24 protein-coding genes are annotated in these 26,280 nt (G+C 62.1%); 20 read left to right on the top strand and 4 right to left on the bottom strand.

What is annotated here, in order from left to right; genetic code table 11:
• Positions 1 to 63: 63 nt before the first annotated feature.
• The 6 genes from KUW00_RS16160 (at position 64) to yidD (ending at position 4,903) form a co-directional block, all read left to right on the top strand.
• Positions 64 to 915 (top strand): ATP-dependent zinc protease, encoded by an 852-nt coding sequence (locus KUW00_RS16160; protein WP_222569596.1) that lies wholly within the window; start codon positions 64 to 66, stop codon positions 913 to 915.
• 61 nt (positions 916 to 976) lie between these two features.
• Positions 977 to 2,491 (top strand): inactive transglutaminase family protein, encoded by a 1,515-nt coding sequence (locus tag KUW00_RS16155; protein ID WP_222569595.1) that lies wholly within the window; start codon positions 977 to 979, stop codon positions 2,489 to 2,491.
• A gap of 3 nt (positions 2,492 to 2,494) precedes the next feature.
• Positions 2,495 to 3,475, top strand: coding sequence for an alpha-L-glutamate ligase-like protein (locus KUW00_RS16150; protein ID WP_045992077.1), 981 nt, complete (start codon positions 2,495 to 2,497; stop codon positions 3,473 to 3,475).
• Positions 3,476 to 3,547: 72 nt separating this feature from the next.
• Positions 3,548 to 4,066, top strand: a complete 519-nt coding sequence (locus tag KUW00_RS16145) for a Fur family transcriptional regulator (protein ID WP_108133629.1) — start codon at positions 3,548 to 3,550, stop codon at positions 4,064 to 4,066.
• A 5-nt stretch (positions 4,067 to 4,071) separates the two neighbouring features.
• The gene (gene hisI, locus KUW00_RS16140; protein ID WP_045992079.1) at positions 4,072 to 4,515 is read left to right on the top strand and encodes a phosphoribosyl-AMP cyclohydrolase; all 444 of its coding nucleotides are present in this window, start codon (positions 4,072 to 4,074) and stop codon (positions 4,513 to 4,515) included.
• A gap of 88 nt (positions 4,516 to 4,603) precedes the next feature.
• Positions 4,604 to 4,903 carry a membrane protein insertion efficiency factor YidD gene (yidD, locus tag KUW00_RS16135; protein ID WP_261392233.1) on the top strand — a complete coding sequence of 100 codons (300 nt, stop codon included), beginning with the start codon at positions 4,604 to 4,606 and terminating at the stop codon, positions 4,901 to 4,903.
• Between the two features lie 34 nt (positions 4,904 to 4,937).
• Here yidD and KUW00_RS16130 read toward each other — a convergent pair whose 3' ends face one another.
• Positions 4,938 to 5,363: a SufE family protein gene (locus tag KUW00_RS16130; protein ID WP_045992080.1), complete on the bottom strand. Its 426-nt coding sequence runs from the start codon at positions 5,361 to 5,363 to the stop codon at positions 4,938 to 4,940.
• A 173-nt stretch (positions 5,364 to 5,536) separates the two neighbouring features.
• Between KUW00_RS16130 and KUW00_RS16125 the strand changes: the two genes are divergently transcribed.
• Both KUW00_RS16125 and KUW00_RS16120 read left to right on the top strand, forming a co-directional pair.
• Entirely contained in the window at positions 5,537 to 5,956 is a 420-nt protein-coding gene (locus tag KUW00_RS16125; protein WP_045992081.1) for a hypothetical protein, read from the top strand.
• A complete protein-coding gene (locus tag KUW00_RS16120; protein WP_222569593.1) occupies positions 5,956 to 6,114 on the top strand; it encodes a hypothetical protein in 159 nt (52 codons plus the stop codon). The genes KUW00_RS16125 and KUW00_RS16120 overlap by 1 nt, the downstream gene beginning before the upstream one ends.
• 84 nt (positions 6,115 to 6,198) lie before the next feature.
• Here the strand turns inward: KUW00_RS16120 and KUW00_RS16115 are convergent, their stop codons facing one another.
• Entirely contained in the window at positions 6,199 to 7,401 is a 1,203-nt protein-coding gene (locus KUW00_RS16115; RefSeq protein ID WP_222569592.1) for a tyrosine-type recombinase/integrase, read from the bottom strand.
• A 1,305-nt stretch (positions 7,402 to 8,706) separates the two neighbouring features.
• On the opposite strand from KUW00_RS16115, the gene KUW00_RS16110 reads away from it, so the two are divergent.
• Complete coding sequence (locus KUW00_RS16110; RefSeq protein WP_213227851.1) at positions 8,707 to 9,741, top strand: DNA-binding protein; 1,035 nt, start codon at positions 8,707 to 8,709, stop codon at positions 9,739 to 9,741.
• Positions 9,742 to 9,758: 17 nt separating this feature from the next.
• Here KUW00_RS16110 and KUW00_RS16105 read toward each other — a convergent pair whose 3' ends face one another.
• Positions 9,759 to 10,136: a hypothetical protein gene (locus tag KUW00_RS16105; protein ID WP_222569591.1), complete on the bottom strand. Its 378-nt coding sequence runs from the start codon at positions 10,134 to 10,136 to the stop codon at positions 9,759 to 9,761.
• Between KUW00_RS16105 and KUW00_RS16100 the strand changes: the two genes are divergently transcribed.
• The 9 genes from KUW00_RS16100 to KUW00_RS16060 all read left to right on the top strand — a co-directional run bounded on the left by KUW00_RS16100 (position 10,135) and on the right by KUW00_RS16060 (position 19,768).
• Positions 10,135 to 12,792: a type VI secretion system Vgr family protein gene (locus KUW00_RS16100; protein WP_222569590.1), complete on the top strand. Its 2,658-nt coding sequence runs from the start codon at positions 10,135 to 10,137 to the stop codon at positions 12,790 to 12,792. The two genes, KUW00_RS16105 and KUW00_RS16100, sit on opposite strands and share 2 nt — an antisense overlap.
• A gap of 22 nt (positions 12,793 to 12,814) precedes the next feature.
• On the top strand, positions 12,815 to 13,342 hold the full coding sequence (locus tag KUW00_RS16095) for a DUF4123 domain-containing protein (protein WP_222569589.1): 528 nt from the start codon (positions 12,815 to 12,817) through the stop codon (positions 13,340 to 13,342).
• Complete coding sequence (locus KUW00_RS16090; protein WP_222569588.1) at positions 13,330 to 13,692, top strand: hypothetical protein; 363 nt, start codon at positions 13,330 to 13,332, stop codon at positions 13,690 to 13,692. The genes KUW00_RS16095 and KUW00_RS16090 overlap by 13 nt, the downstream gene beginning before the upstream one ends.
• Entirely contained in the window at positions 13,689 to 14,435 is a 747-nt protein-coding gene (locus tag KUW00_RS16085; RefSeq protein WP_222569587.1) for a Tox-REase-5 domain-containing protein, read from the top strand. Before KUW00_RS16090 ends, KUW00_RS16085 begins: the two co-directional genes overlap by 4 nt.
• Positions 14,436 to 14,460: 25 nt before the next feature.
• Positions 14,461 to 15,204, top strand: a complete 744-nt coding sequence (locus KUW00_RS16080) for an Imm52 family immunity protein (RefSeq protein WP_222569586.1) — start codon at positions 14,461 to 14,463, stop codon at positions 15,202 to 15,204.
• A gap of 219 nt (positions 15,205 to 15,423) precedes the next feature.
• On the top strand, positions 15,424 to 18,399 hold the full coding sequence (locus tag KUW00_RS16075) for an RHS repeat-associated core domain-containing protein (protein WP_222569585.1): 2,976 nt from the start codon (positions 15,424 to 15,426) through the stop codon (positions 18,397 to 18,399).
• Complete coding sequence (locus tag KUW00_RS16070) at positions 18,396 to 18,779, top strand: hypothetical protein (protein ID WP_222569584.1); 384 nt, start codon at positions 18,396 to 18,398, stop codon at positions 18,777 to 18,779. Before KUW00_RS16075 ends, KUW00_RS16070 begins: the two co-directional genes overlap by 4 nt.
• A gap of 233 nt (positions 18,780 to 19,012) precedes the next feature.
• Positions 19,013 to 19,255, top strand: coding sequence for a hypothetical protein (locus KUW00_RS16065; protein ID WP_045992188.1), 243 nt, complete (start codon positions 19,013 to 19,015; stop codon positions 19,253 to 19,255).
• A 39-nt stretch (positions 19,256 to 19,294) separates the two neighbouring features.
• Complete coding sequence (locus KUW00_RS16060) at positions 19,295 to 19,768, top strand: hypothetical protein (RefSeq protein ID WP_222569583.1); 474 nt, start codon at positions 19,295 to 19,297, stop codon at positions 19,766 to 19,768.
• Positions 19,769 to 20,225: 457 nt separating this feature from the next.
• Here the strand turns inward: KUW00_RS16060 and nfuA are convergent, their stop codons facing one another.
• Positions 20,226 to 20,816: a Fe-S biogenesis protein NfuA gene (gene nfuA / locus KUW00_RS16050; RefSeq protein ID WP_045992189.1), complete on the bottom strand. Its 591-nt coding sequence runs from the start codon at positions 20,814 to 20,816 to the stop codon at positions 20,226 to 20,228.
• 320 nt (positions 20,817 to 21,136) lie between these two features.
• Here nfuA and metH point away from each other — a divergent pair, with 320 nt between their 5' ends.
• Together metH and KUW00_RS16040 are read left to right on the top strand one after the other, a co-directional pair.
• Positions 21,137 to 24,838: a methionine synthase gene (metH, locus tag KUW00_RS16045; protein ID WP_222569582.1), complete on the top strand. Its 3,702-nt coding sequence runs from the start codon at positions 21,137 to 21,139 to the stop codon at positions 24,836 to 24,838.
• Positions 24,838 to 26,253, top strand: a complete 1,416-nt coding sequence (locus KUW00_RS16040; RefSeq protein ID WP_222569581.1) for an MATE family efflux transporter — start codon at positions 24,838 to 24,840, stop codon at positions 26,251 to 26,253. The genes metH and KUW00_RS16040 overlap by 1 nt, the downstream gene beginning before the upstream one ends.
• Positions 26,254 to 26,280 lie beyond the last annotated feature (27 nt).

Genomic DNA, 26,280 nt, shown 5'->3' with positions numbered 1-26,280 from the left:
CTCGGAAGTGGTCTTGTCGAGTCACACCATTTTTGTCGATGCCGATACAAGGACGCTAGCGTCATGCCCCTCCGACCGACTCGTTTTCTTTCTTTGGCCGCCGTCGCGATGCTCGGTGGCTGTGCTCTGGCACCGGTCGACGCTCCGCCTCCTCCTGAGCCTCTCACGCCTTCGGAATTCCACGCCGAGATCCGAGGGCTCGAGACGCGCCTGGCGGGACGCTGCGACCTGACCCACGACATGCTCAGTGAACAGGCGGCGCAGGATCGCCGCATGACCGCGGATATCCGCGAAGTCGGTAGCCTGCTGCGCGGCGTACGCCAGGATCTGGCCGGGCTCGAGCGCGGCAGCACGGAGCCCGGTCCTCGGACGACGCAGTGCGAGGCCAGCACCGAGTCCGGTATCGACAACAAGGAACTGCTGGGTCGCAGCGAGTGGGTTGGCTTGCCCGATGTGGGCACCTATCTGAAGGCGCGGATCGACTCCGGGGCCAACACCTCATCGCTGTCCGCTACCGATGTCACCACCTTCGAACGGGATGGTGACGAATGGGTGCGCTTCAAGCTGGGCCTCAATGAAGAGGATTCGGTGGTCGAGGCCGTGCGCGATGAATGGATCGAGGCACCGGTAGAACGCAAGGTGACCATCGTCCAGGCCAACGGTGAAGAAAGCCGCCCCGTGGTCAGCCTGCTGATGACCCTCGGCCCGCTGCGTGAACAGGTCGAATTCACCCTCAACGACCGCACCCACCTGAGCTATCCCGTCCTGCTTGGCCGTCGTTTCCTGTTGGATATCGCCGTCATCGACGTGGCACGCCACTACCTGCACGACCGTCCCGAATTCCCAGGAGGGGAATCGGCCAGCGAAGCCGCCGACGAGGAAGCGGCCGATCGTGATGATCAGGAACAGCCCTGAGATAACGCTGTGTGCCGACGCCTCGGGGCGTCGGCCTTTCGCTCCCGATTAAGGAAGACCCATGTCCAGACTGCCCTTTTATCTGATCGTCGCCCTGCTGATGGTGGTTGGCATCGCGATGAGCATTCACCGCCACGTGGAATTCGAGGTCCCCTGGACGCCGGGTGAACAGCGCCAGGTCTGGGAAATCGAGGCTCAGGTCACCTTCGATGGCCAGGGCGAGCCGGCCAAGGTGGACATGGCCCTGCCCTCCTCTCAGGCCGGCTTTCGTGTGCTGACCGAGCACACCGCCTCGCCGGGTTATGGCCTGGCGTTCCTGCAGGAAAACGGCGCACGTCGCGCCGAGTGGTCCACCCGCGAGGCGGTGGGCGATCAGCGCCTCTACTACACCGCCCAGGTACTGGTGACCGAAGGTGCCCGCAAGGCAACCGCTCCGCCCCCGCCGCCGCCGGTGACCGATGTCGCCTGGGAGCGTCCCTACGACACCGCCGCCCAGCAGGTGATCGACCGCGCCTGGGCACGCTCGTCCGACGCCTTTACCTTCGCCCGTGAATTGCTGAGCGAATTCGCCGATGACCGCCAGGGGGAAAATGCCAGGCTACTGCTGACCCAGTTCGATCGTGTGCCGCTAGCCGTGCGCCTGTTGAACCAGGCCGGCGTTTCCGCCCGTGAGGTCAGTGGCCTGATGCTCGACAGCGGCCGTCGGCGCCAGAGCCTGACCTCGTGGATACAGGTCTATGACGGCGACAAGCGCGCGCTGTTCAATCCGGCCACCGGCGAACAGGGCAAGCCCGACAACCTGTTGATGTGGGAAAGCGCTGGCAATGCCGTGCTCGAGGTGGAAGGCGGTCGCGATTCACGTATTTCCTTCTCCATGCTGGTACGCAATCAGCCCGCCGCGGCGGCAGTGCGCAGCCAGCTCGCCGAGGACAGCGATACCCTGCTCAACTTCTCGATTCACAGCTTGCCGCTCGAGGAGCAGGCGCTGTTCCAGACGATCCTGCTGATCCCGATCGGTGCGCTGGTGGTGGTGCTGCTGCGGGTGCTGATCGGCATCAAGACGTCCGGTACCTTCATGCCGGTACTGATTGCCCTGGCCTTCATCCAGACCACCCTGCTCACCGGCCTGGTCGGGTTTCTGCTGGTGGTGGCCGTCGGTCTGGTCATCCGCAGCTATCTGTCACACTTGAATCTATTGCTGGTGGCCAGGGTGACGGCGGTGATAATAACGGTGATAGCGATCATCTCGATCTTCACCGTGCTTTCCTATCGCTTTGGCCTCAATGCGGGCCTGACGATCACCTTCTTCCCGATGATCATCCTGTCCTGGACCATCGAACGGATGTCGATCCTGTGGGAAGAAGAAGGCCCCAAGGAGGTGCTGATCCAGGGCGGCGGCAGCCTGCTGACCGCGGTACTGGCCTATCTGGCGATGAACAATCCTTGGATTCGCCACATCACCTTCAACTTCCTCGGCCTGCAGCTCATCCTGATGGCGCTGATCCTGCTGCTGGGCAACTACACCGGTTACCGGCTGCTCGAACTGCGTCGTTTCAAGCCGGTCACGGAGGACTGAGCCATGCTCAACTGGACCAGTCCCGGCAAGCTCAAGGCCAAGGGCATCATCGGCATGAACCGGCGTAACATCCGTTACATCGGTCGCTACAACAGTCGCAAGCTGTATCCGCTGGTGGATGACAAGCTCAAGACCAAGCTGCTGGCACAGGAATACGGCATCACCACGCCGGAGCATATCGGCACGGTGTCGACCCAGTTTAGTGTCAAGCACATCAGCGAGATGCTGGCGGGCCACAACGGTTTTGTGATCAAGCCAGCCAAGGGCAGCGGCGGCAAGGGCATCCTGGTCATCGAGCGCGTCGAGGGCAAGCACTTCATCAAGCCCAGCGGCGCGGAGCTGGATATCGAGGATGTCGAACGCCACGTCTCCAATATCCTTTCGGGGCTCTATTCGCTTGGGGGCTCCCCGGACGTTGCCCTGGTCGAGGGGCTGATCAACTTCGATACCACCTTCGCTGCCTACACCTACGAAGGCGTCCCGGATATCCGTGTCATCGTGTTCAAGGGCTACCCGGTGATGGCGATGATGCGGCTGTCCACCGCCGCCTCCGACGGCAAGGCCAATCTGCACCAGGGCGCGGTGGGCGTCGGTATCGATATCGCCAGCGGGCGCGCCGTACGAGGCGTCCAGTTCGACCGTTCGCGCACCGATCATCCCGATACTGGTCACGAACTGGCCAGCCTGCAGATCACTGGCTGGACCACCCTTCTTGAGCTCGCCTCCGGCTGCTACGAGATGACCGGGCTTGGCTATCTCGGCACCGACATGGTGCTCGATCGTGACCGCGGCCCCATGTTGCTCGAGCTGAACGCCCGCCCTGGCCTGGCGATCCAGATGGCCAATGGCGAAGGCTTGCGGCGACGCCTCGATCTGATCGAGGCGCAGACCGAGGAGCGCAGCGCTGCCGAGCGGGTGGCCTTCGCCCAGCACCACTTCGCCCGCCAGGGCGAGCTGCAGGAAGCCCCGGCAGAAGCCATTTGACAGTTTCGCGTGTCTGGCCCGCCGGCGGGCCAGCGCGTAGACTAGGTTGCCGCTTCGTGAATATTGGACCCCATGACCGAAACCGCCCTGCTACAACAGGCTGAAGCTCACTGCGCACATCGTGGCGTGCGTTTCACCCCCATCCGGCGACGTGTACTGGAACTGATCGGTGAGGCCAGCGGTGGCCTCAAGGCTTACGATCTGCTGGATCGGCTAGCCAAGGATCACGCCGCCGCGCGCCCCCCGACGGTGTACCGTGCGCTGGAGTTCCTGATCGAACAGGGGCTGGTACATCGCATCGAGTCGCTCAATGCCTACGTCGCCTGCCCCTGCCCCGAGCATGCCCATCGCTTCCAGCTGCTGATCTGCCGGGACTGCGGGCGCGTCGAGGAATTGCACCTCGACGAGATCAACGAGCAACTGGCAACCCGTGCCAGGACGCTGGGCTTCCAGGTACAGCGCCAGACCATCGAACTGCTTGGCCTGTGCCAGGCCTGCCAAGGCAGCCGCAACGATGGTGCCGAGGAGCGTGCCGACGCCACCGCTGATCCAGTCAATACATCCTCTTCCACCCCCAAGGACGCCACCTGAGCCCCATGACCGACCTGCTCAAACGCCTCGAGCGCGAACCCTGCGATAGCCGTCATTCTCTCGAAGAGGTGCTGGCCAATGTGCGATTCAACGGCGATGGCCTGCTGCCGGCCATCGCCCAGCAGCACGATAGCGGCGAAGTGCTGATGATGGCGTGGATGAACCGGGAAGCGCTGGAGGAAACGCTGCGCACTGGCCGGGTATGCTACTACTCCCGCTCCCGCGCCAAGCTGTGGCGCAAGGGCGAGTCTTCCGGCCAGCAGCAGCATCTCAAGAGTGCGTCGCTGGACTGTGACGGCGATACCCTGCTGCTGCAGGTCGAGCAGACCGGTCCGGCCTGCCATACCGGCCGTCGCAGCTGTTTCTATCTGTCCCTGGAAGCTGACAGCGCCCGCATCAGCAGCGCTGCGCTGATCGATCCCGATGAGCTCTACACCAAGGGATCCTGAGTCACCGGCGACGGCCGGGGCTGACAGCGGCCGTGGGCGCGATGATCGATCGCCCCCCGCGCAGGAGCCATCACTCCGAGAGCGCTGGCTGGCATGGCCGTTACTGGCGCTGATTCGCCTCTACCAGGGTGTCATCAGCCCATTTCTGGGCCCACGCTGTCGCTATTGGCCAAGCTGCTCGCACTACAGTCACGAAGCCATAACGGTTCACGGTCCGATACGGGGCGGTTGGCTAGCGCTCAAGCGTATTCTGCGCTGCCATCCTGGCGCCAAGGGCGGCATCGATCCTGTGCCTGGCGGGCCCAGCGAGAGGCTGTGCCGCCAGGATCCGGAGCTCGACGAGCGGTTTGAGGTGCGCGGCGACAGCGACTCGAGATCAGCGGACTGACGCGGGCGCCTCGTCGACGCCCAGGGTTCAAGGGTCAGGCGGCTTCCTGCTCAGCGACGCGATAGATGCGCTCGAGCATGGCGTTGAGGCCATTACTGCGGGTCGGCGACAGGTGCTTGTCGAGGCCCAGGTCCTTGAGAAAATGCGGACTGGTGGCGAGGATGTCGCTGGGCTTTCGATCGTTGTAGATGCGCATCAGCACAGCGATCAGCCCTGACACTATGGCGGCGTCCGAGATGGCGGCAAAGTGCAGGGTGTCGCCCTGGCGCTCGTGGTGCATCCACACATTGGACTGACAGCCCTGAATCTTCAGCTCGTCACGCTTGTGCTCATCGGGGAAGGCCGGCAGTGCCTTGCCCATGTCGATGATGTACTGATAGCGGTCCATCCAGTTGTCGAACAGTTCAAACTCTTCCAGCAGCTCCTGCTGGGCCTGTTCTGCGGTACTCGTCGTGGTCATGGTGACTCCCTAGAATGCTGCCAGGATTATACCTGCCAGGCCCCGCCGTCGTCCTCCCCCGGTCAGCCCCGGTTCGGAGAACCCGGCCAGGCGTCATGCTAGAATTCGCCCTGAGCGGGTGACAACGGAGCACTCGCTGTCGCTCGCCGCCTAAGCTACATAAAGAGATCGACATGCAAGCGCCAGACCCCCAAGGACAGGGCCCGCATCGCTCACGTGATAGACGACTCGATGCACTGGAAAAGGAGCTCGACCAGTATCTGGGCTCGTCACGGGCCGACAAGACCGGCACGCCGGCCTCCGAGCGAGGCCTGACGCAGCAGCAGCTGGAAGAAATCATCGCTCACCTGGCTGCCCAGCGGCGGGCCAAGCGAGCGGCCATCCTTACCAATCTGCTGGATCTGGCCGATCGCGCGGGCACAACCGTCGGCGCACTTTCGCTGATTGCGCTGTTCTTCGCCGACAAGGATAGCTCGGGGGCGACGCTGGTGGTGGCCAGCACGGCCAAACCGCTTTGGGGCGCCTTCGTTGGCTTTGGGCTGGCACTCGTGGCATCCTATGCCAAGGCCCTGCTCACCTGGAGGGACAAGTGATGACATTCCATATCGCCATGCTGATCATGCTGGGCGCCACCTTGGCGCTGGCGGTGGCCGCCTACCGACTCGACCGTGGCTACAAGTCCGACGTCAAGGCGCTCACCGAGCACGCCAATCGTTATATCGCCCGAAAGCGCGACCCCCTCGAGCACTAGGATTGCCTGGTTGGCTCCATTGGCGGGCTCTGCTAGCCGCCCTCAGCCAGAAACCTGTCCAGGGGGGGGCTGTTTCTTCATTCCTTATTCTCCCCCCTTCCCTTGACCCCATCTTGGTCCTTCTGCCTGGCCAAGGCCGTGCAGCGACTGCTGGCGATGCCACTCCTCGTCTTCGGTGTGAAGGTAGCGTGACGTCGTCTCCAGGCGTGAGTGACGTGCCGACTGCGCCAGATAACGAAGCTCCACGCCCGCCTGGGCCTGATGGGTCAGAGCGGTATGCCTGAGCCAGTGCGGCGTAGCCTGTCGTAGCCGTGCCACCGCCTGGGGATCCCCGCCCTGCTCTTCCAGGCAGCCCGCGGCCTGGCTGAAGGTCGTGCGTATCAGTCGGTACAACTGGTTGTCACCCAGCGCGGTCTTACCATCCAGGCGTCTCAACAGTGGCGCTGGATCCCCGGCGGGATCGGCCGGCTCGCCGTAGAGCGTCCGCGCCTCCCGGACCAGCTCGATCATGTCGGGCGGCACCGGAATCTCGGCAAACTTGCCGCCCTTGCCAACCACCTGCCACCACCAGCGCCCTTCCCGCCTCACCAGATCCTCCATGCGCGCCTGGCTCATCTCGTTGATCCGCGGGGCCAGCAGGTAGGCAAAGCCGAACACCAGTCGCCGCCTGGTCCAGAGAAATCTGGCTCGTCGGTCGGCACCTGGCTTCAGTGGCTCATTGAGCCAGGCCCATAACCAGTCCCACAGCGGACGCTCCAGATAGCGCTCGACACGCCGCTGGCCATTGTTGAGTCGCCTGCGCTTGTCGCGCATCAGTCGAAACGGGTTGCGCGACAGCCAGCCCGCCTCCACCAGCCAGGCCATCATGCCTTGCAGGATCACCAGACTCTGGCGTCGACTTGCCGGCGACAGTGGGCCGCGAAACGGCCGCCAACGGGGATCCTGACGCGGCCTGACCGGGCCTACCCACTGCTCACGGGGGCGCGGGTCGGCGAGAAACACCTCGAACTCATCCAGGTGAGCCCGGGTCATCTGGGCCAGCGAAAGGCGGCGCTCTTCAAGCCACAGCAGCAGCCGCTCGGCCTCGCGGCGGTAGGCGCGCTGGGTCTGCGCACTGCCGGCGTATTCGGCAAGCCAGTGGGCCACCGCCTGCCAGTCATCTTCCGCCTCGATCAGGGCCTGCGGGGACGACGAAGACGGTAATTCGCCCTCGACCAGGGTGCCCCCCGGCGTGCTGCCGACGATCGCCCTGCCGTCCTGTGCCTGTACCGGAGGTATCTTGCTCATATGACCTGCCCATTGGCTTGTGCCATTGCGTGTCGTCGCTTGGCGCGGCTGAATAGATAAAAAGTCCTGCTGACCAGCTGACCAGCTGACCAGCTGACCAGCTGGCCGCTCAAGACACCAATGGCCACATCCGGTTGTGCGCGGCCAATGTGCGAGAACGCGATAGCGCGCAGCCTGGTTGCGCCGGTATCTGGGTGTCTCGGGTATGCTGACGTATGAACGACAGGGAGCCGTCGAGATCGATCATGAGTCACAACCAGCATTTCGTTGCCCGTGGCTTCGGGGACTTCGTTGACCGGGTTGGTGCCACCATCGCGGCACTCAGTGTCATGGGCGGCCTGTTCACGTCTCAGATACCCGCACTCCTTTCGCTCGCGGGGGTGCTGCTGGGGATTGGCTGTGCAGCTCTCGGAATCACTACTAAGAAGAGGTTTTCCTCTGAGGAGGACGTATGACACCGGGTATTCTCGAATCCCTGAAGACGTTCCTGTTCGTGGCTTCGCCGCTGATCATTCTGGCGCTTGGAACGGCAGCTTATGCCAAGTGGCGTGGGCATAACCCCTGATGCCCTGCTGTCAGGGTGGCTTGACCGCTACTCACCTGCCCGCCCTCTCCCGCCCTCGTGCTTCTCTACTTTTGCCGCTCTCTATTCTGTCCCTTCTCTGATCTAGCCATTCTCAGCTCTCGCTTTTCCCCGGCCTGGCGCTGCCATGCCCGCGTTCTTTCCTGGTCTCGTTTTTCCCTGCTCCAGGCTAGCCAAAGGCCGCCTCGCAGGCGAAAAAGGTAATCGTGTAACACATTGATTTTACATTATATGTTGTCCGGACAAGAACTTCTCCCATAGACGCTCTCTACGCGCCCTTGTTCGACATCAACGAGAAATCACGCCGTTTCTACCGCTGCAACCAACTCGCCGCAGCCCTTCCCGCGCCATACGACGCCAGCTTCTCCCATGCATCCGCAGCGAGCGCTGATCGTTTTAGTCTGCCCCTGTAGATGCGTAAATTCAAGATAAGGCGCGTAATCTTGATTTAATGTCGCTTATCATAAATATTGGTACGTATTTACGCGTTATGTAATTACACGTACTATCGCCTTTGCTTAATGGAAATGATGGCTGGCGGCATCAGCCGCCCCCTCACGGAGCAGGCAGGGGTTCGCAGGAATGTGAGCACCGCTCACGTGACGTCACCGCACGGCAGTGCCAACGGGTGTCACAGAAAGCGAACCGGAGCATGGCGAGCGAGGGGGCATTCAGGCATGATCAGCCGCTGGCGGAATCGACCACCGCACAAGGAGAGCTTCATGGCCCGTACCGGGATCACCTACGACGACGTTCAACGAGCGGTGGATACCCTGCTCAAGCAGCAGGAAGCCCCCAGCGTTCAGAAGGTCCGAGAGATACTCGGCACCGGCAGCTTCACCACCATCAGCGAGCATCTGCGCGAATGGCGTTCACGCCGGGAAGAGCGACGAGACGTTCCGCCCCCCCAGGGGATGCCCGTGGAGCTTCAGGGATTGGCCGAAGAGCTCTGGAGCAAGGCCCAGGAGGCGGCGGCGGAAAACCTGGCCCACTATCGCCAGGAGGCCGATCGCAACGTGGAAGGCGCGCTTGAAAAGGTGGCCGCCGCCGATCGTCGCGCCGAGGACGCCGAACAGCGCGAAAGCGCCCTGTCGGCCCATCTGTCATCCATGGAGCAGCGCCTGCAGGAGGCGGCCTCGGAATCGGCAAGGCTGGCGAGCGCCAATCAAGCGCTGGAGCAGCAGCTCATCAAGGAAGGCGAGCGCGCCACCCAGCTCGAAGCGCAGCTTGATCGTCTGCAGCAGGACAAGGAGCGTGAAGGCAGGGAATACCAGCAGGCACTGGATGATCAGCAGAAGCAGCATCGCGAGCGCCTGGCCCAGGAAGAACAGCGCCACGAGGCCGCCGAGGCGCGGCTGATGGCCATGCTGGACGAGGCACGCCAGGAACGACAAAGTGCGGAAAAGGCCCATGCCCAGCGGCTCAAGCAGGCCGATCAGCGCCAGGAGGTGTTGCAGCAGCAGCTTCAGGCACTTCGGGGCGAACTGTCAGAAGAGGAAAAGCGCCACCGCGAGACGCAGATGGAGCGCTCGCGAGCCGAGGAGAACCTGCGCGCTCGAGGCCACGAGGTAGACCTGCTCAACGAGCGTATCGAAGAGCAGAGGCGCCTGCTGGCAAATCAGTCAGAGCGACTCAAGGCGCTCGAGGCCAAGCTTGACGAGAAGATCTGGGCGCTGGCCAGACAACAGCGCGAACGCGCCGATGACAACGAAGGCACATCCAGCGGAAACGCCAAACAACAGACCTCTTCGCCCTAGGGCTGCGCCTCCAGGATTCAGGCAGCGGCCTGGCCGTGTGATTGCATAGGGTGGCATTCACACGGCACACCCGGGATCCAGCGCAGCGGCACTGCAAACCACAAGCCGCCATTCAGGGCCCAAGCGGCGTGCACCGCCTCCTTCAATGCCCGGTTTGCGGTGTTGCCAAGGCACAGCTTGCTCGACATATCGTTTTCCTGCGTAAGCCCTTTCTGAAAACGCCTTTCCCCTGCTGCCCGGGCCCCGTCCCGCCGGTAAGATCCTCCAGATTCGGACTGACGGAATCGTTCAGGGAGGAACCGCCATGCCATCTGCTCCCCATCATTTTCGCGCATCACTGCGTCTTCCATCGGCGCCCACCGAGTGGGCACGTTTGGCAGGAGGGTGCTGAGCATGGACGACCCCTCCTGGTCCTCGTATCGCCCAAGCGACCTGCTGGGTGCCTTTGACGTCACACTGAGTCAGGATCAGCGCCTGCTCAAGTTTCATCTGGCCGGGCAATCGCTGATCCCTCATCGCCTGGTCGCTGAAGAGGCCATTTCGCGCCCCTTCTGCTACACCCTCGACGTGATCTCCCAGCGCGGCGACATCGAGCTCAAGTCGCTGATCGCCCAGCCGGCGTTGATCGAGATCCGCCAGGCCGACGGCGGCTACCGTCCGCTCTCTGGCCTGGTCGACACCGCCGCCCTGCTCGGCGAAGACGGTGGCGTCTACTACTACCAACTGGTGCTGGTGCCCTGGCTATCCCTGTTGAGCCTCGGTCGTGACAGCCGCACCTTCCAGGACAAGAACGTCACCGAGGTGATCGAGGCGGTGTTCCAGGGCCACGAGATCGCCAAGGGGCACTACCGCTTTGATCTTCGTCGCGACTACCCCGCGCGCAGCTACTGCGTGCAGTACCGAGAGAGCGACTTCCACTTCGTCAACCGGTTGATGGAACAAGAAGGACTGTTTTTCTATTTCCGCCATGGCGAAGGCGCGGGGGCACATTCAGGATCCGCGATTGATGCAGCCAGCGATCACTGCCTGGTGATCACCGACAGCGTTGACACTTGCCCGGCGGTCGCCCCCCGGGCCATTCGCTTCCACCGCCAGGCCGCCACCGAGGCCGAGGACGCCCTGACCCAGTGGGGCGGGCGCCGTCAGCAGCAGCCCACCCGAGTAAGCCTTGCCACCTTCAACTACAAGCAGCCCCGCCACCCCAGCGACCACACCCAGGACACCATCCGCGACCAGGGCCACCTGCCGGACACCGAGGTCTACGATTATCCCGGCGAGTACTACTACCCGGACCACCATCGCGGTGAACGGCTGGCGGTCAATCGCCTGGAAGCCCTGGAGTCCCGCGCCAAGCGCTTCCATGGCGCCGGTGGCGCCCGCCAGCTTAAGGTAGGCGGCCACTTCACCCTGACCCAGCATGGCCAACATGAGCGCGGCGACGACAGCGAGCGCGAGTTTCTGGTGCTGGGCCTCACCGTGCATGCCGAGAACGCCCTGCCGGTGTCGGCGCATCTGTCGACCCTGCCCGGCAGCCTGCAGGAACAGCTCGATCAAGCGCGTCGCGCCCACGGCCAGGAACTCTCTGATAAAGACTCCAGCCTCCACCGTGACGATTACCAGCGCGCCGGCACCGGCCACTATCTGGTCGATATCGAGACCCAGCGCCTATGCCTGCCCTATCGCTCGAGCCTCGACCATCCGCGACCGGTGATGGGTGGCCCCCAGACCGCCACCGTGGTGGGGCCGGAAGGCGAGGAAATCCACACCGACGGGCTCAACCGGGTCAAGGTGCAGTTTCACTGGGACAGGCTGGGGCGGGAAACATCAGGTCATCACGACGCTGGCTCGAGCTGCTGGCTGAGGGGCAGCGAGCCCAACGCCAGCGCCGGCTGGGGGGCGGTCTTTGTCCCGCGCATCGGCCAGGAGGTGATCGTTGACTTCCTCGAGGGCGACCCGGATCGCCCCTTGATCACCGGTCGGGTCTACAACGGCGATGAACGTCCGGAATGGCACTCCAACGGCCTGCTGTCGGGCTTCAAGTCGAAGACCTATCGCGGTGGCAAGTACAACGAGCTGGTGTTCGATGACGCCACCGACCAGGAGCGGGTGCGGCTCAACTCCGAGCACGCCAAGAGCCAGTTGAACCTCGGCTATCTGATCCACCAGCACGGCAATACCCGCGGCGACTTTCGTGGCACCGGCTTCGAGCTGCGCACCGACGCCTACGGCGCCGTGCGCGCCAACCAGGGCCTGTTGGTCAGCAGTTGGGGACAGCTGGGTGCCAACGGTGAGCAGCTCGACATGCGCCCCGCCTGGCGCGAGCTACAAAGCGCCTGGCAGCTTGCCGACAGCCTCAGCGACAGCGCTGTCGACCACGACGCCGAGGCGCTTGCCAGCCGCACCGACCTGCACAAGGCCAGCGACGACGCCCAGGGGCGCCACGGTAGTGCCGACTCTGCCACAGCCTTCGACGGCAGCAGTGCGACAACGGCAAGCAAAGGTGGGCGTGGCGAGGCCGCGCGACTCAAGGAGCCCTGGCTGCAATTGGCCTCCCCGGCGGGCATCGCCATCAGCACCCCCCAGTCCACCCACCTGGCCCAGGGCAAGTCGCTGAGCGTCACCGCAAGCGAAGACATCAACCTGGCCGCCGGCAAACGCCTGGTCGCCAGCATCGCCGACCGGCTGTCGCTGTTTGTCCAGCGCGCCGGGATCAAGCTGTTCGCTGCCCAGGGCAAGGTCGAGGTGCAGGCCCAGAGCGACGAGATGGCGCTCACAGCAGAGAAAAAGCTCAGCATCACCTCCACCGAAGACGCCGTGCACATTGCCGCTGCCGAGGAAGTGCTGCTGACCTGCGGTGGCGGCTATATCCGACTCAAGGGCGGCGACATCGAAATTCACGCCCCCGGCACTATCGACGTCAAGGGCAGCCAGCACCTGTTTGGCGGGCCCACGAGCTTGAATTACAGCCTCGACAACCTGCCACGCAAGCCCATCTGCTATAGCTGCCTGCTGGATGCAGCGACGCGCAACACCACCTATCTACGCCGCTGAAAGGGAGTTCACGGTGAATATCATGCCCATGCAGGCCGACCCTCTGCTACTGAAGATGCTGGCCAAGGCAGAGGCAGAACAGCTCGACGGCCACGTACTGGTCGATCTGTCGATCTCCGCCAAGACCCAGTCGTTCGTCCTCGGCCTGCATGATCGGCGCAAGACGCGCAGCCTCTTTCAAGCCACACCCGAGCAGGCCTTCACCCACATCGCGCCTCACCTGATCGCCTGGAGCGCGCTTTGCGCCACGGAGCGCGACCAACTCATCGATCTGGATCAGCGCGTGCCCGCCCTTTCCTGGCTTTGGAGCACACAGGAAGGGACCGTCACCCTCTACCGCCACCTCAAGGCCCAGCTGGACATGCGCTTGCCCGATGGCGCTCTAGCCCTGCTGCGCTACTACGACCCAACGGTCTGGCGACGTTTGATGAACCTGCTGACAGCGGAGCAGATCACCGCCCTAATGGGCCCGGTCCACTACTGGAGCGTACGGCTGGATTGCCGACGCCAGCTGTTTGATCGTCAAGGAAACCTGACATGCTTGAGTTAACTCCGGATCAGGAACGGCGACTGCGGATTTCAGATCAAGCCGTCATGGTGCAAGAAGCTCTCGACGTCTTCCGGAATAAACTGCCTCGCATCTACGACAAGCTTGGCCACGACACCCTGTCATCGCGATTGAGCGAGGGATACACAACGGCTGTTGTTCTCGGTCTCACCAAGAAGGCCCTTGTTTTCAAGTACATGCTCTATGGCGTTAGCGCCCCCAAACTGCGCAATGCTGCATACATGAAAGAGCACTTTCAGAAAAGTAGCGATACGACAGACTTGGTCGCTATGGATCTGTTCTCATTATTGGCATTTCGCCCAACTATAACGAAGACAGGGAGACTAAAATGACAGCACCAGCCGCCGCCGCCGCGCCGCTTGTCTTGGCGGGTGGCCCCCCTGCATGGCTGGCGGCGGGAGCGGTTGCCGTCGCGGCAGTAGTGTACATCGCAATCGTCAGTGATGACGAGACAGATCTAGAGGATCTTGGAGACGTTGGTGATGTCGCCGAACCGAACGCTAAAGGGGAGGGAGAGACAGAGGAGAACCAGGACGCTAAACCCATTCCCGGCTCGACAACCGATGTTGGCGTGCGTACCAAAGAGTGCGAAGATTGTAACGACTGCAAGCCAAGAGACGGATACATTCATCAGCCATATAGTCGAAACTATCAGGTAGGCGGTGGTGACTGGGTCTTCTACCAGCTATTTATCGCCAATATGGGGGGAGGTCCATTCTTCGGCATGGCGAACGGAAGGTTACAGGAGTGGAAGTATAACGGCGTCGATTTTGATGGGTTTTGGTCTAACTCATGCACCTTGGTGGAAGCCAAGAAGGGGTATGATAAATTCTTGATCAAAAAAGGTAAAATTTGGCAGCCAAAAGATATACCATTTATGATCAGTACGATAGATAGCTTCAGAATTGAGGCTCAATCACAGATTGATGCTATCGAAGATAGCATCCCGCCGGCAACATTGAGATGGTACTTCTCGGCTCATCCAACTTACCTTTATTTCCGAAAACTTTTTAAAGGAAGTAGATTAGGCATCGAATGCCAATTTCTTCCATATTCAGACTCTATGACTCGCTAGCTTCACAACATCCAAGGCCAAAAGCATGTTAGAGAAAATCCACGTCACCCATTTTTTCATTCAAGACATGAATTACTCAGATCCAGATAGCGTATATGTCACGTGGATGGACTTTAACAATTCAATTAGGGGCATAGATCACGCCCTGAAAGATTGGTATTATCTTGCCAAAGCCACTCCAGATACTGTAGTCTACTTGAACCCAATCAATGACAAAGAACAAATTATCTACAGTTCTATCAGAAAGATGAAATTGGACCCGATCCCCCCCCGAGAAAACATCAAAGGAATTTCTTTTCACGCGTGGTCACAGAAAGTTCCCGCTCGCGGCCCAGCAAACGAAAGAGAAGGCTCGCTGATCGCATTTAGCTCTTTATCTGGCGGAACCAAGCGTAGGCCAGCTCGGTTTAACCTAGAAATAGGATTACTGCAAGATCATCATGGCCGAGATGAAGTGCGGGCATTTGCGAAGATATGTAAAGCAATCGCAAGAAGCAAAGCACCCGTCTGGCTTAGCGCATGCCCACTTTCATATATGGACCATCTGGTTTTTCCCCATAGGGCTCACGTTGGCTGGATGGCGGTGGTGCCAGACGTTGATATTTCTGGGCAACTACCGTTTCTCGCTTATGATGAGTATCTGCCGGATGTTGGTACACTCATTGTCACGACGGAGGAGCGGTTCGATACCACAAAGCCAGAACACGTGGAGAAAAGCCAAATGACAGAGACGACGTTGCAGCAGATGGGGTTGCTGCCAGAACACTAGTCCCACCACCAGCACCATCTGGTCACCCGCTACACCCACCGCAGTGGCCTGGCGGTGTAGCTCGAGTGGGACTGGCCGGGCAAGGCCGAGGGCGCCCTGCCCGCCGCTCACGAGGCGCGCTGCGTACGCAACCGCCTGGAAGACGGCAGCGAGGACACCCGCTTCGAGTACCATCGCGGCCTGTGGTACACCCGCGTCACCGACGCCGACGCCGACGGCGTGGTGACCTTCTACCGCTACAACGATCACAACCAGATCGAGTCGATCACTCACCCCTTCCACCCGGCGCTGGGCAGCGAGCACTGGCGCTGGGACGAGCACGGCCGGCTGAACCGCCATATCGACGGCGAGGGACGCACCACCCACTATCGCTATGACGACCAGGGTCGGCTGATCGAGACGGTCGATCCCCAGGGCCTGAGCACCCGCATCGACTACGACGACCAGGGCCTGCCGGTGCGCGTCACCGAGCCTGACGGACGCGAACGCTCGCTGCGCTTCGATGAACGCGGGCTGCCGCTGCAAGAAATCGCCCCGAGCGGGCGTGTCACCACCTTCAGTCACAACGCGCGCGGCCTGCTCACGGCGATGACCGACGCCGCCGGTAATACCTACCAGTACCGCTGGAACGACCAGGGTCGGCTGACCAGTGCCAGCGACTGTTCACGCAAGACCACCCAGTTTCGCTACGACCACCGCGGCTGGCTGATCGAGCGCCGTGACGCCGCCGGGCATCGCACCCATTACACCCGTGACGCCACCGGCCTGCTGCTGAGCGTCGAGCACCCCGACGGCGCCATCGAGCACTTCTCCCACGACGGCGATGGCCGGCTTACCCAGTATCTCGATCCCACCGGGCAGCGCACCCGCTATCGCTACAATGGCAAGGGCCAGCCGATCGAGCGCCGCGACCCCATGGGCCAGCGTTTCGCCTACCACTACGACCGCCTGCTGCGGCTCTCGGCGCTGACCAACCAGAACGGCGATCGCTGGCAGTTCCGCTACGACGGCGGTGGACGACTGATCGAGGACACCGGCTTCGACGGGCGCACCCGCCACTACCGCTACGACGATGGCGGCGCCCTGATCGAGCGTCGCGAAGGTGAGCTGGTCACCACCTTCACCCGCGACGCCATGGGCCGGGTGCTGGAGCGCGAGAGCCAGCGACCGGGCCAGCCCGCGCTGACCACCCGCTACGGCTACGACCCGCTGGGACGCCTGACCCGCGCCGCCAGCCGCCACAGCGAGACGCGCTTTCACTTCGACACCGCCGACAACCTGATCGCCGAGGTGCAGCGTCATCAGCTGCCCAACGGCGGTGACTACTCCAGCGTCACCCGCCACACCCACGACGCCCTGGGTAACCGCGAGACCACCACCCTGCCTGACGGCCAGACCCTGGCCTGGCTGCGCTATGGCTCCGGCCATGTCCACGCCATGACCCTGGACCAGCGCGAGCTGATGGCCTTCGAGCGCGACGACCTGCACCGCGAGGTGCGTCGTCACCAGGGCAGCCGCGAGGTCGAATCACGCTTCGACCCGCTGGGACACCTGATCGAGCAGCACATCCGCACCCTCGAAGCATCCGTCGAGGACCGCCCCCGACACCCCACCGTCAGGCGCCAGTGGCACTACAGCGCCAACGGCCTGCTCAGCCAGGTGGACGACAACCTGCGTGGCACCACCCGCTACGGCTACGACCCACTGGGCCGGCTGCGCCAGGCAAGCGCCCCAGGGCTTGAGGAAGTGTTCGCCTTCGACCCGGCCGGCAATCTGGTCGATCCCGTGCCGCCAGAACGAACCAGCGAAAACGGCAGCAACACCCCGCCCTCCGACGCCACCCGCTGGCGACACGAACGCCCCCGCGATCACCTCGACCACGGGTCCGAGGAGCGCATTCGCCTCGATTGCCCTGGCGCACCGGCCAGCCTGTCACCGGCCATGGGCAACCTGCTCAAGCGCTACGCCGGTACCCACTACCACTACGACGCCAGCGGCAACCTGACCCGACGCATCGCCCCCAGCGGCGAGACCTGGCATTACCAGTACGACCCCGAACACCGACTGATCGAGGCCTGCCACTACCCCCATGCCCCCGCCGCGGGCGATGACACGGTGCCGCGCATGCGCGCCCGCTACGCCTACGACGGCCTCGGCCGACGGGTGTGGAAAGAGGTGAACCGCCAGGGCCAGCCCAGTGAGCTGACGGTGTTCAACTGGGACGGTGACCTGCTGCAAAGCGAAGAGCGTTTTGTCGGTGGCCTGCCGCCGCTGTTTCGCCCCGAACGCCTGGAACTGGCCCGCGAGAACCCCGAGCGGCAGCACTCGCTACCGATCGCCCAGCGCTGCCATCGGCTCGAGTACCCCGGCCTCACCCCCGAACGGCGGGTGGTCTACCTGTTCGAACCCGACAGCTTCGTGCCCGCCGCCAAGCTCGAAAACCGCTTCGAGGCCGTCCACACCCGCAGCGCCACCGGCGCGGTGCTCTATACCGAATACCAGTCAACCGAGCCGACGCTCTACAGCATCCACACCGACCACCTCGGCACCCCGATGGAGCTGGCCGGGCAGGATGGGCAACTCGCCTGGGTCGGCCACTACCGCGCCTGGGGCAAGCTCACCAAGGCCAGTGACGGCCACGGCAACCCCAGCACCACCGACAACCCCCTGCGCTTCCAGGGCCAGTACCTGGATGAAGAAACCGGGCTGCACTACAACCGCCATCGGTACTATGATCCAGAGACGGGACGCTTCACCACCCAGGACCCGATAGGACTGGCCGGCGGCGAAAACCTGTACATGTACGCCCCCAATCCGACAGGATGGGTGGATCCGCTGGGGTTGAGTAGGGACAATGGGTGTAACTGTCCTGATTCGGGGGTTCCTCGGCGGGGTTACCACAATGAGACCTACAGTAATAAACCTGTCAAACCAGAGGACGCAACAGACCGATGGGACGAATTTTTGGGTCCGGGACCTCACACTGATATTCATCCTCGAACGGGTGCTCCCGACCGCGATAGAATCGTATCTTCAGATGGTGCTCGCAGTATCCGTTACGGTTCCCATGAAATGAATAGTTCCTCCACCAAACATCATTATCACGAAGAAACCTGGTCGCTGGATACAGAAAACAATGTTATGAATGTAGATAACACTGTTATTAGGGTTCCACAGAGAAAGACATCGCGATGAATGTAAAAATCGAAGAGATCAAAGTACTCAATAAAAATACTTTTGTTAACTTTGCCAGCCCCTTAGGAAGAGGGAAGGCTATATGGCTGGGAAATATGCCAATAAAAAACGAGAATTATGATGTTGAGATAGATATTGACGAGAAACTCTGGTGGGGATCAACAATACTTGGAGCAAACTCAAAACAACCAAAAATAAAGGAAGGGAAAGATAGTATTGAGCTAACTGGGGAGGTGGTAGCAATTGAAGAAGATGGACTATTAATTGTATCTATTGGGGGAAGTCTAATATTTGTGGAAACAGATTTAGAAAAAAACCCACAAAAACCGTTCGTGACAATGAGAACATATCATTTAACTATGCATGACAGCAATTATTAATTGCAATGTCTCGTATATTATCAAACGGCCAACAAACCCCATCTTCTGCAACTAAATAGGGCTCTTCGTAGCTGGATGTGGAATGCAACCGGGAAAATATCGAGAGCTCATAACCCCCCCCCCTACCGACTAACGCACCCGCTATTGGCTCTATCTAACGACAGGCGGCAAGGGCCAGCCGCCACAGCGAGACGCGCTTTCACTTCGACACCGCCGACAACCTGATCGCCGAGGTGCAGCGTCATCAGCTGCCCAACGGCGGTGACTACTCCAGCGTCACCCGCCACACCCACGACGCCCTGGGCAACCGCGAGACCACCACCCTGCCCGACGGCCAGACCCTGGCCTGGCTGCGCTATGGCTCCGGCCATGTCCACGCCATGACCCTGGACCAGCGCCAGCTGATGGCCTTCGAGCGCGACGACCTGCATCGCGAAGTGCGCCGCCACCAGGGCAGCTCGGCATGGTGCGGTTGATGCATTCAGGCATACAGTACCTACCACAAAAGGAATCCTATGAATAATAACGATGAATTTCATCAGACAGTGTCCGTAATTATTGACTTACCTAGGGTGTACTCCCTTGGTGAGTCAAACAGAATCCTTAAGACCGCCGGAGCAAACTTAAATTATGACACTTATAGTTTTTATCGGAAAGAAAAAGCCCCTGCGTGGCAATCTGAAACAATCATACAGCTAAAGCTTTTTCTTTCCGGAAAACTTGTGGACGCACAAGATCCGATCGACAAAATTGAACTTGAATACCCACTGGCAACATTAGACTCTAAATATATAGGACAATTTGGTGCTCTAGTCGATGAAATCTCTAACATATTTGGTGGTGCTTCAACTTTGTGTGGGAATAAAGCTTCTGGAAAAGATGTAATAGCACATTGCGACAAATTATCTTCAGAGCTAATGGAGTCATGGGGAGAAGAACCTGGAAGCAAACATCTTAGAATAATGATTGAATCCATGTATTCAGGGTAAGTGGCTTTCTCAAACTCTTGGATGCAGAAAACATCCGGCTCTTCGACGCTGGATGTGGAGTTCGCCATATAAAGTTTCGGGAGGTCACGCCCCTACCAACCAGCACTATCGACTCTTCACAACGACAAGCGGCAAGGGCGAGCCGACCGAGCGCCGTGCCCCCATGGACCAGCTCTTATTATTTATATTCAAGCCTACCATTGCGACCGCCTGCTGCGGCTCTCGGCGCTGACCAACCAGAACGGCGACCGCTGGCAGTTCCGCTATGACGGCGGTGGATGGCTGATCGCGGACACCGGCTTCGACGGGCGCACCTGTCGCTCCCCAACCAGTCTCGCGCGCCCCCTAGCCCTACTGGTTTGCCCAAACACAACAACGCCGCTCCATGGAGCGGCGTTGTTGATTCACCTTTGATCCTGAGGGCGGAACCTCAGTGCGCCAGTCGGCCGGTTGAACGTCAACGGTAGTATGCGTTGGTGGTATCGGTGTGGTCGGTGACGTCGCGGATGCCGGCGAGTTCCGGGATGCGCTCCATCAGCGTCTTCTCGACGCCTTCCTTGAGGGTCAGGTCCACCGCGGCGCAGCCCTGACAGCCGCCGCCGAAGGCCAGCACCGCCACCTGGTCGTCGGTCAGCTGCATCAGCTTGATCTCGCCACCGTGGGCCGCCAGGCCCGGGTTGATCTCGCTGTAGAGGATGTAGTTGATGCGATCCTCGAGCGGGCTATCGGCGTTGACCTTGGGCATCTTGGCGTTGGGCGCCTTGATGGTCAGCTGGCCGCCCATGCGATCGGCGTTGAAGTCGACCACCGCCTCTTCCAGGAACGGGATGCTGTTGGCGTCGAGATAGACGGCGATCTTGGAAAGCTCCAGGCGCTCGTCGCTGGGCTCTTCCTCGCCCGGCCGGCAGTACGCCAGGCAGGTCTCGGCGTAGGGCGTGCCCGGCTGGGTGATGAAGATCCGCACCGCGATACCTTCGACGTTCTGCTTCTCGAGCAGCTCCGCCAGGTAGTCCTGTGCGCTGTCGGTGATCTGGATATTCTCGCTCATGGGTCTCTCGCTAGTTCGCCCCGCCTGACAGCGGGCGCTGTGGCCCCGCGGGTTTGGTCAGGACCATGGTAAGCGACACCTGCGTCAGACTCAATCCCGAGTATTTTACTCGGATTTTGGTTTCCGCCAGCGCAGGTACGCTGCCCCTGCCGCCAGGCCCGGTGCTTTGGTACCATATGGCCCCTTCGACCGACTCCCGAGACATCGCCGTGTATTCCGGCATGCACATGGGGGTCCTGCCGCGTGGACACAAGCGCTGGCCCATAAAAATTTTATCGTTCGTCGACCTGACAAGCGTCTAGCTGGAGACACACCCGCCCATGGCCGTAGCAGCACCGACCCCTCAGACAGCCCGCCTCATCGATAGCCTGAAAGACCGCATTCTGATGCTGGATGGCGGCATGGGCACGATGTTGCAGAATGCGGCCTTGAGCGAGGAAGACTTCCGCGGCGAGCGCTTCAAGGACTGGCCGTCGGACCTCAAGGGCAACAACGATCTGCTGGCCCTGACCTGCCCGGACCTGGTGGCGCGCATCCATCGCGACTATCTGCTGGCCGGTGCCGACATCCTCGAGACCAATACCTTCAACTCCACCCGCCTGTCACAGTCGGACTACGGCATGGAGGAGCTGGTCCCGGAGCTCAATCGCGAAGCCGCTCGGCTGGCCCGCCAGGTATGCGACGACGTCGGCGAAGAAACAGGGGTGCCCCGCTACGTGGCCGGCGTGCTTGGCCCGACCTCGCGTACCGCCTCGCTGTCGCCGGACGTCAATGACCCGGCCAAGCGCAACGTGAGCTTCGATGCCCTGCGTGACAACTACCGCGAGGCAGCCCTGGCGCTGATCGAAGGCGGCTCCGATCTGATCATGATCGAGACCATCTTCGACACCCTGAACGCCAAGGCGGCGATCTACGCCCTCGAAGAGATTTTCGACGAGACCGGCGAGCGCCTGCCGGTAATGATCTCGGGCACCATTACCGACGCCTCCGGGCGCACCCTGTCGGGCCAGACCACCGAGGCCTTCTGGAATTCGGTGCGCCACGCCCAGCCGCTGACCGTGGGCCTCAACTGTGCCCTCGGCGCAGAGGAGCTGCGCCCCTACGTCGAGGAGCTGTCGACCAAGGCCGACACCTTCGTCTCGGCTCACCCCAACGCGGGCCTGCCCAACGAGTTCGGCGAGTACGACCAGACCCCCGAAGAGATGGCCGAGATCGTCGCTGAATTCGCGCGCAGTGGCCTGGTCAACATCATCGGTGGATGCTGTGGTTCCACCCCCGAGCATATCGCCGCCATCCACCGCGCGATCAAGGACCTGCCCCCGCGCCAGATTCCGGACCGCAGCAGAGCCTGCCGTCTGTCTGGCCTTGAGCCGTTCAACATCGAGCACGATTCGCTGTTCGTCAACGTCGGTGAGCGTACCAACGTCACAGGCTCGGCTCGCTTCAAGCGACTGATCAAGGAAGAGGACTACACCACCGCCCTGGAGGTGGCGCTCGAGCAGGTCGAGAACGGCGCCCAGGTGATCGACATCAACATGGACGAGGGGATGCTCGAGTCCCAGGAAGCCATGGTGCGCTTTCTCAATCTGATCGCCGGTGAGCCGGACATCGCTCGGGTGCCGATCATGGTCGACTCCTCCAAGTGGGAGATCATCGAGGCCGGCCTCAAGTGCATCCAGGGCAAGGCGGTGGTCAACTCGATCTCGCTCAAGGAAGGCGAAGAGGCCTTCCGCCACCAGGCCACCGAGTGCCGCCGTCATGGCGCCGCCGTGGTGGTGATGGCGTTCGACGAGTCCGGCCAGGCGGACACCTTCGCGCGCAAGACCGAAATCTGCCAACGCGCCTACCGGGTGCTGGTGGACGATATCGGCTTCCCCGCCGAAGACATCATCTTCGACCCCAACATCTTTGCCATCGCCACCGGCATCGACGAGCACAACAACTACGCGGTGGACTTCATCGAGGCCACCCGCTGGATTCGCGAACACCTGCCGCACGCCATGGTGTCGGGCGGCGTTTCCAACGTGTCCTTCTCGTTTCGCGGCAACAATCCGGTGCGCGAGGCGATCCACTCGGTATTTCTCTACCACGCGATTCGCGCAGGGCTCACCATGGGCATCGTCAACGCCGGCCAGCTGGCGGTCTATGACGACCTGCCGGAAGAGCTGCGCGAAGCCGTCGAGGATGTGGTGCTCAATCGCCGCGATGACAGCACCGAGCGGCTGCTCGATATCGCCGACAAGTACAAGGGCGACGGCTCCGGCGGTGAGAAGAAGGAGGACCTCGAGTGGCGTAGCTGGGAGGTCGAGAAGCGCATCGAGCATGCTCTGGTCAAGGGCATCACCGCCTACATCGAGGATGACACCGAACTGGCCCGCCAGCGCGCGACCCGCCCCATCGAGGTGATCGAGGGGCCGCTGATGGATGGCATGAACGTGGTCGGCGACCTGTTCGGTGCCGGCAAGATGTTCCTGCCCCAGGTGGTCAAGTCGGCGCGGGTGATGAAGCAGGCGGTGGCCTACCTGATCCCCTACATCGAGGCGGAAAAGAGCGAAGACACCCAGGCCAAGGGCAAGATCGTCATGGCCACGGTCAAGGGCGACGTCCACGACATCGGCAAGAACATCGTCGGCGTGGTGCTCCAGTGCAACAACTACGAGGTGATCGACCTCGGCGTGATGGTGCCCGCCGACAAGATCCTCAAGACCGCCCGGGAAGAGAACGCCGATATCATCGGCCTGTCGGGACTGATCACCCCCTCGCTTGACGAGATGGTCCATGTAGCCAAGGAGATGCAGCGCCAGGGCTTCGAGCTGCCGCTGCTGATCGGCGGCGCCACCACCTCCAAGGCGCACACCGCGGTCAAGATCGAACCCCAGTACGAGCAGCCGGTGATCTATGTGACCGACGCCTCACGTGCCGTGGGCGTGGCCGGCAAGCTGCTGTCACCGGGGCTGAAAGAGGCCTACGTCAACGAGATCCGGGAAGAGTACGTCAAGGTCCGCGAGCGCAATGCCAAGCGCCGCCCCAAGGCCGCCGACCTGTCCTACGCCGATGCCCGGGCGCGCAAGCCGGCGCTGGACTGGCAGGGGTATACCCCGCCGGCGCCGACCTTTACCGGTCTCAAGGTGTTCGAGGACTACGACCTCAACGAACTGGTCGATCGTATCGACTGGACGCCCTTCTTCATGAGCTGGGAGCTGGTCGGCAAGTATCCGAAGATCCTCGACGACAAGGTGGTCGGCGAAGCCGCACGCCAACTGTTCGACGAGGCCCAGGTGATGCTGCGCAAGTTGATCGACGAACGCCTGATCCAGGCGCGCGGGGTCATCGGCCTGTGGCCCGCCAACAGCGTCGATGATGACGTCATCGAAGTCTATTCCGACGAGACCCGCGGCGAGGTGATCGAGCGTCTGCACCATATTCGCCAGCAGACCACCAAGAACCGAGAGGGAGTCTGCTACAGCCTGGCCGACTTCATTGCCCCGAAGGACAGCGGCAAGCCGGACTGGATCGGTGGCTTCGCGGTCACCGCCGGTCACGGCGTCGAGGAGCTGTCTGCGGCCTACAAGGCCAAGGGCGACGACTACAACGCCATCATGGTGCAGGCGCTGGCCGATCGCCTGGCCGAGGCCTTTGCCGAACTGATCCATGAGCGGGTGCGCAAGGAGTTCTGGGCCTACGTACCCGAGGAACAGCTCGACAATGAGGCGTTGATTGCCGAGAAGTATCAGGGCATCCGCCCTGCCCCTGGCTACCCCGCCTGCCCTGACCACACCGAGAAGGCGACGCTGTTCCGCATGCTCGACGCCGAGGCCAGCACCGGGCTCGAACTGACCGAGAGCTTTGCCATGTGGCCGGCGGCGGCGGTGTCCGGCTGGTACTTCTCCCACCCGCAGTCGAAGTACTTTGCCACCGGCAAGATCACCCGGGATCAGGTCGAGGCCCTGGCCAGCCGCAAGGGCATGGAGCTGGACGTCATGGAACGCTGGCTGTCGCCGGTACTGTCCTACGACGCCTGATGCGTTCCCTGCAACAACAGGCCCTGCTGCCCGACCTGACGCGCTGGCGTCTGATCCTGCGCCTGGCGCTGCCGATCATGGCCGGCATGTTGAGCCAGAGCCTGATGAACCTGGTCGACGCCGCCCTGGTGGGCCGGCTCGGCGAGACCGAGCTGGCCGCCGCCGGCATCGGCGGCTACGCCATGTTCATGGTCACCGCCTGCCTGTTCGGGCTGTCGTCGGGGGTTCAGGCTCAGGTAGCGCGGCGCCATGGCGAACGCCATCAGACGCCCGTTGCCTCGGCGGCCGCCGAGCTTGGCGTTGAGCTGCGCCACGATCCACGCGGGGAGCCGCTGGCGGCGGGACTTACCCTGGCCGTCATGATCGGCCTGCCGTTGATGGTCCTGTGTCTGTGGCAGGCCGGTCCGATCATGGCCTGGCTCAACGACGATCCGCGGGTGACGTCGATGGCGGTGGACTACTTTCGCTGGCGTCTGATCGCGCTGCTGCCGGTGGCGATGATCTTCTGCTACCGAGGCTACTGGAACGGCATCCAGCAGACCGGCCTGTACCTGCGGATCATGCTGGTAATGCATCTGGTCAACCTGCTGGCCAGCATCGGCCTGATCTTCGGCTACTGGGGCCTGCCCGCCATGGGCGTCAGCGGTGCCGGGCTCGGCAGCAGCCTGTCGCTGTTTGCCGGTGTCGCCATCTGGGCCTGGTTGAGCCATACGCCTGGCCATCGCGGCACTCGTCACAGGCCGTGTCATTCGCCTTGGCGACTCGGCGGCAGCACCATGGCCACCACCCTGAAGCTGGCCACGCCGCACTCCTTTCAGCAGCTCTGGTTCGCCGCCGGCTACGCCGTGCTGTTCTGGATCCTCGGCCAGGTCGACACCGCCAGCGTGGCGGTGGGCCATGTGCTGGTTAACTTATCGCTGTTGCTGATTCTGCCCGGCGTGGGCCTCGGCATGGCGGCGATGAGCCTGGTCGGCGAGGCGCTGGGGCGCGAGTCGCCGGAAAGGGCCCACCGCTGGGGCTGGGAGGTGGTGCACATGGCCTGGTTGCTGCTCGCTGCCCTGTCCCTGCCCATGGCATTGATGCCGGAAGCCGTGCTGGGCCTGTTTCTGCATGACCCCGAACTGATCGCCCTGGGCGTCGATGCGCTGCGCCTGACCGCGCTGATGATCGTGCTCGACGCCGCCGCCCTGGTGTTCACCCAGGCATTGCTCGGCGCCGGCGCCAACCGTACGGTGATGCAGCTGACCTTGACCGGTCAGTGGCTGGTCTTCCTGCCGCTGGCCTGGTGGTTCGGCGTGCATGAAGGCTTCGGCCTGGCCGGCATCTGGTGGTGTCAGCTAGGCTACCGCGCGCTCAACTCACTGTGCTTTGCGGTGATCTGGCAACGCCGCCGCTGGCAGAGTCTGAAGGTGTAGCGCCCCGCACGACGCCTATCAACACCT

This window comes from Halomonas sp. DP5N14-9, assembly GCF_019802175.1.
GTDB classification, from domain to species: domain Bacteria; phylum Pseudomonadota; class Gammaproteobacteria; order Pseudomonadales; family Halomonadaceae; genus Halomonas; species Halomonas litopenaei.
This window is presented reverse-complemented; position numbering and strand designations above follow the sequence as displayed.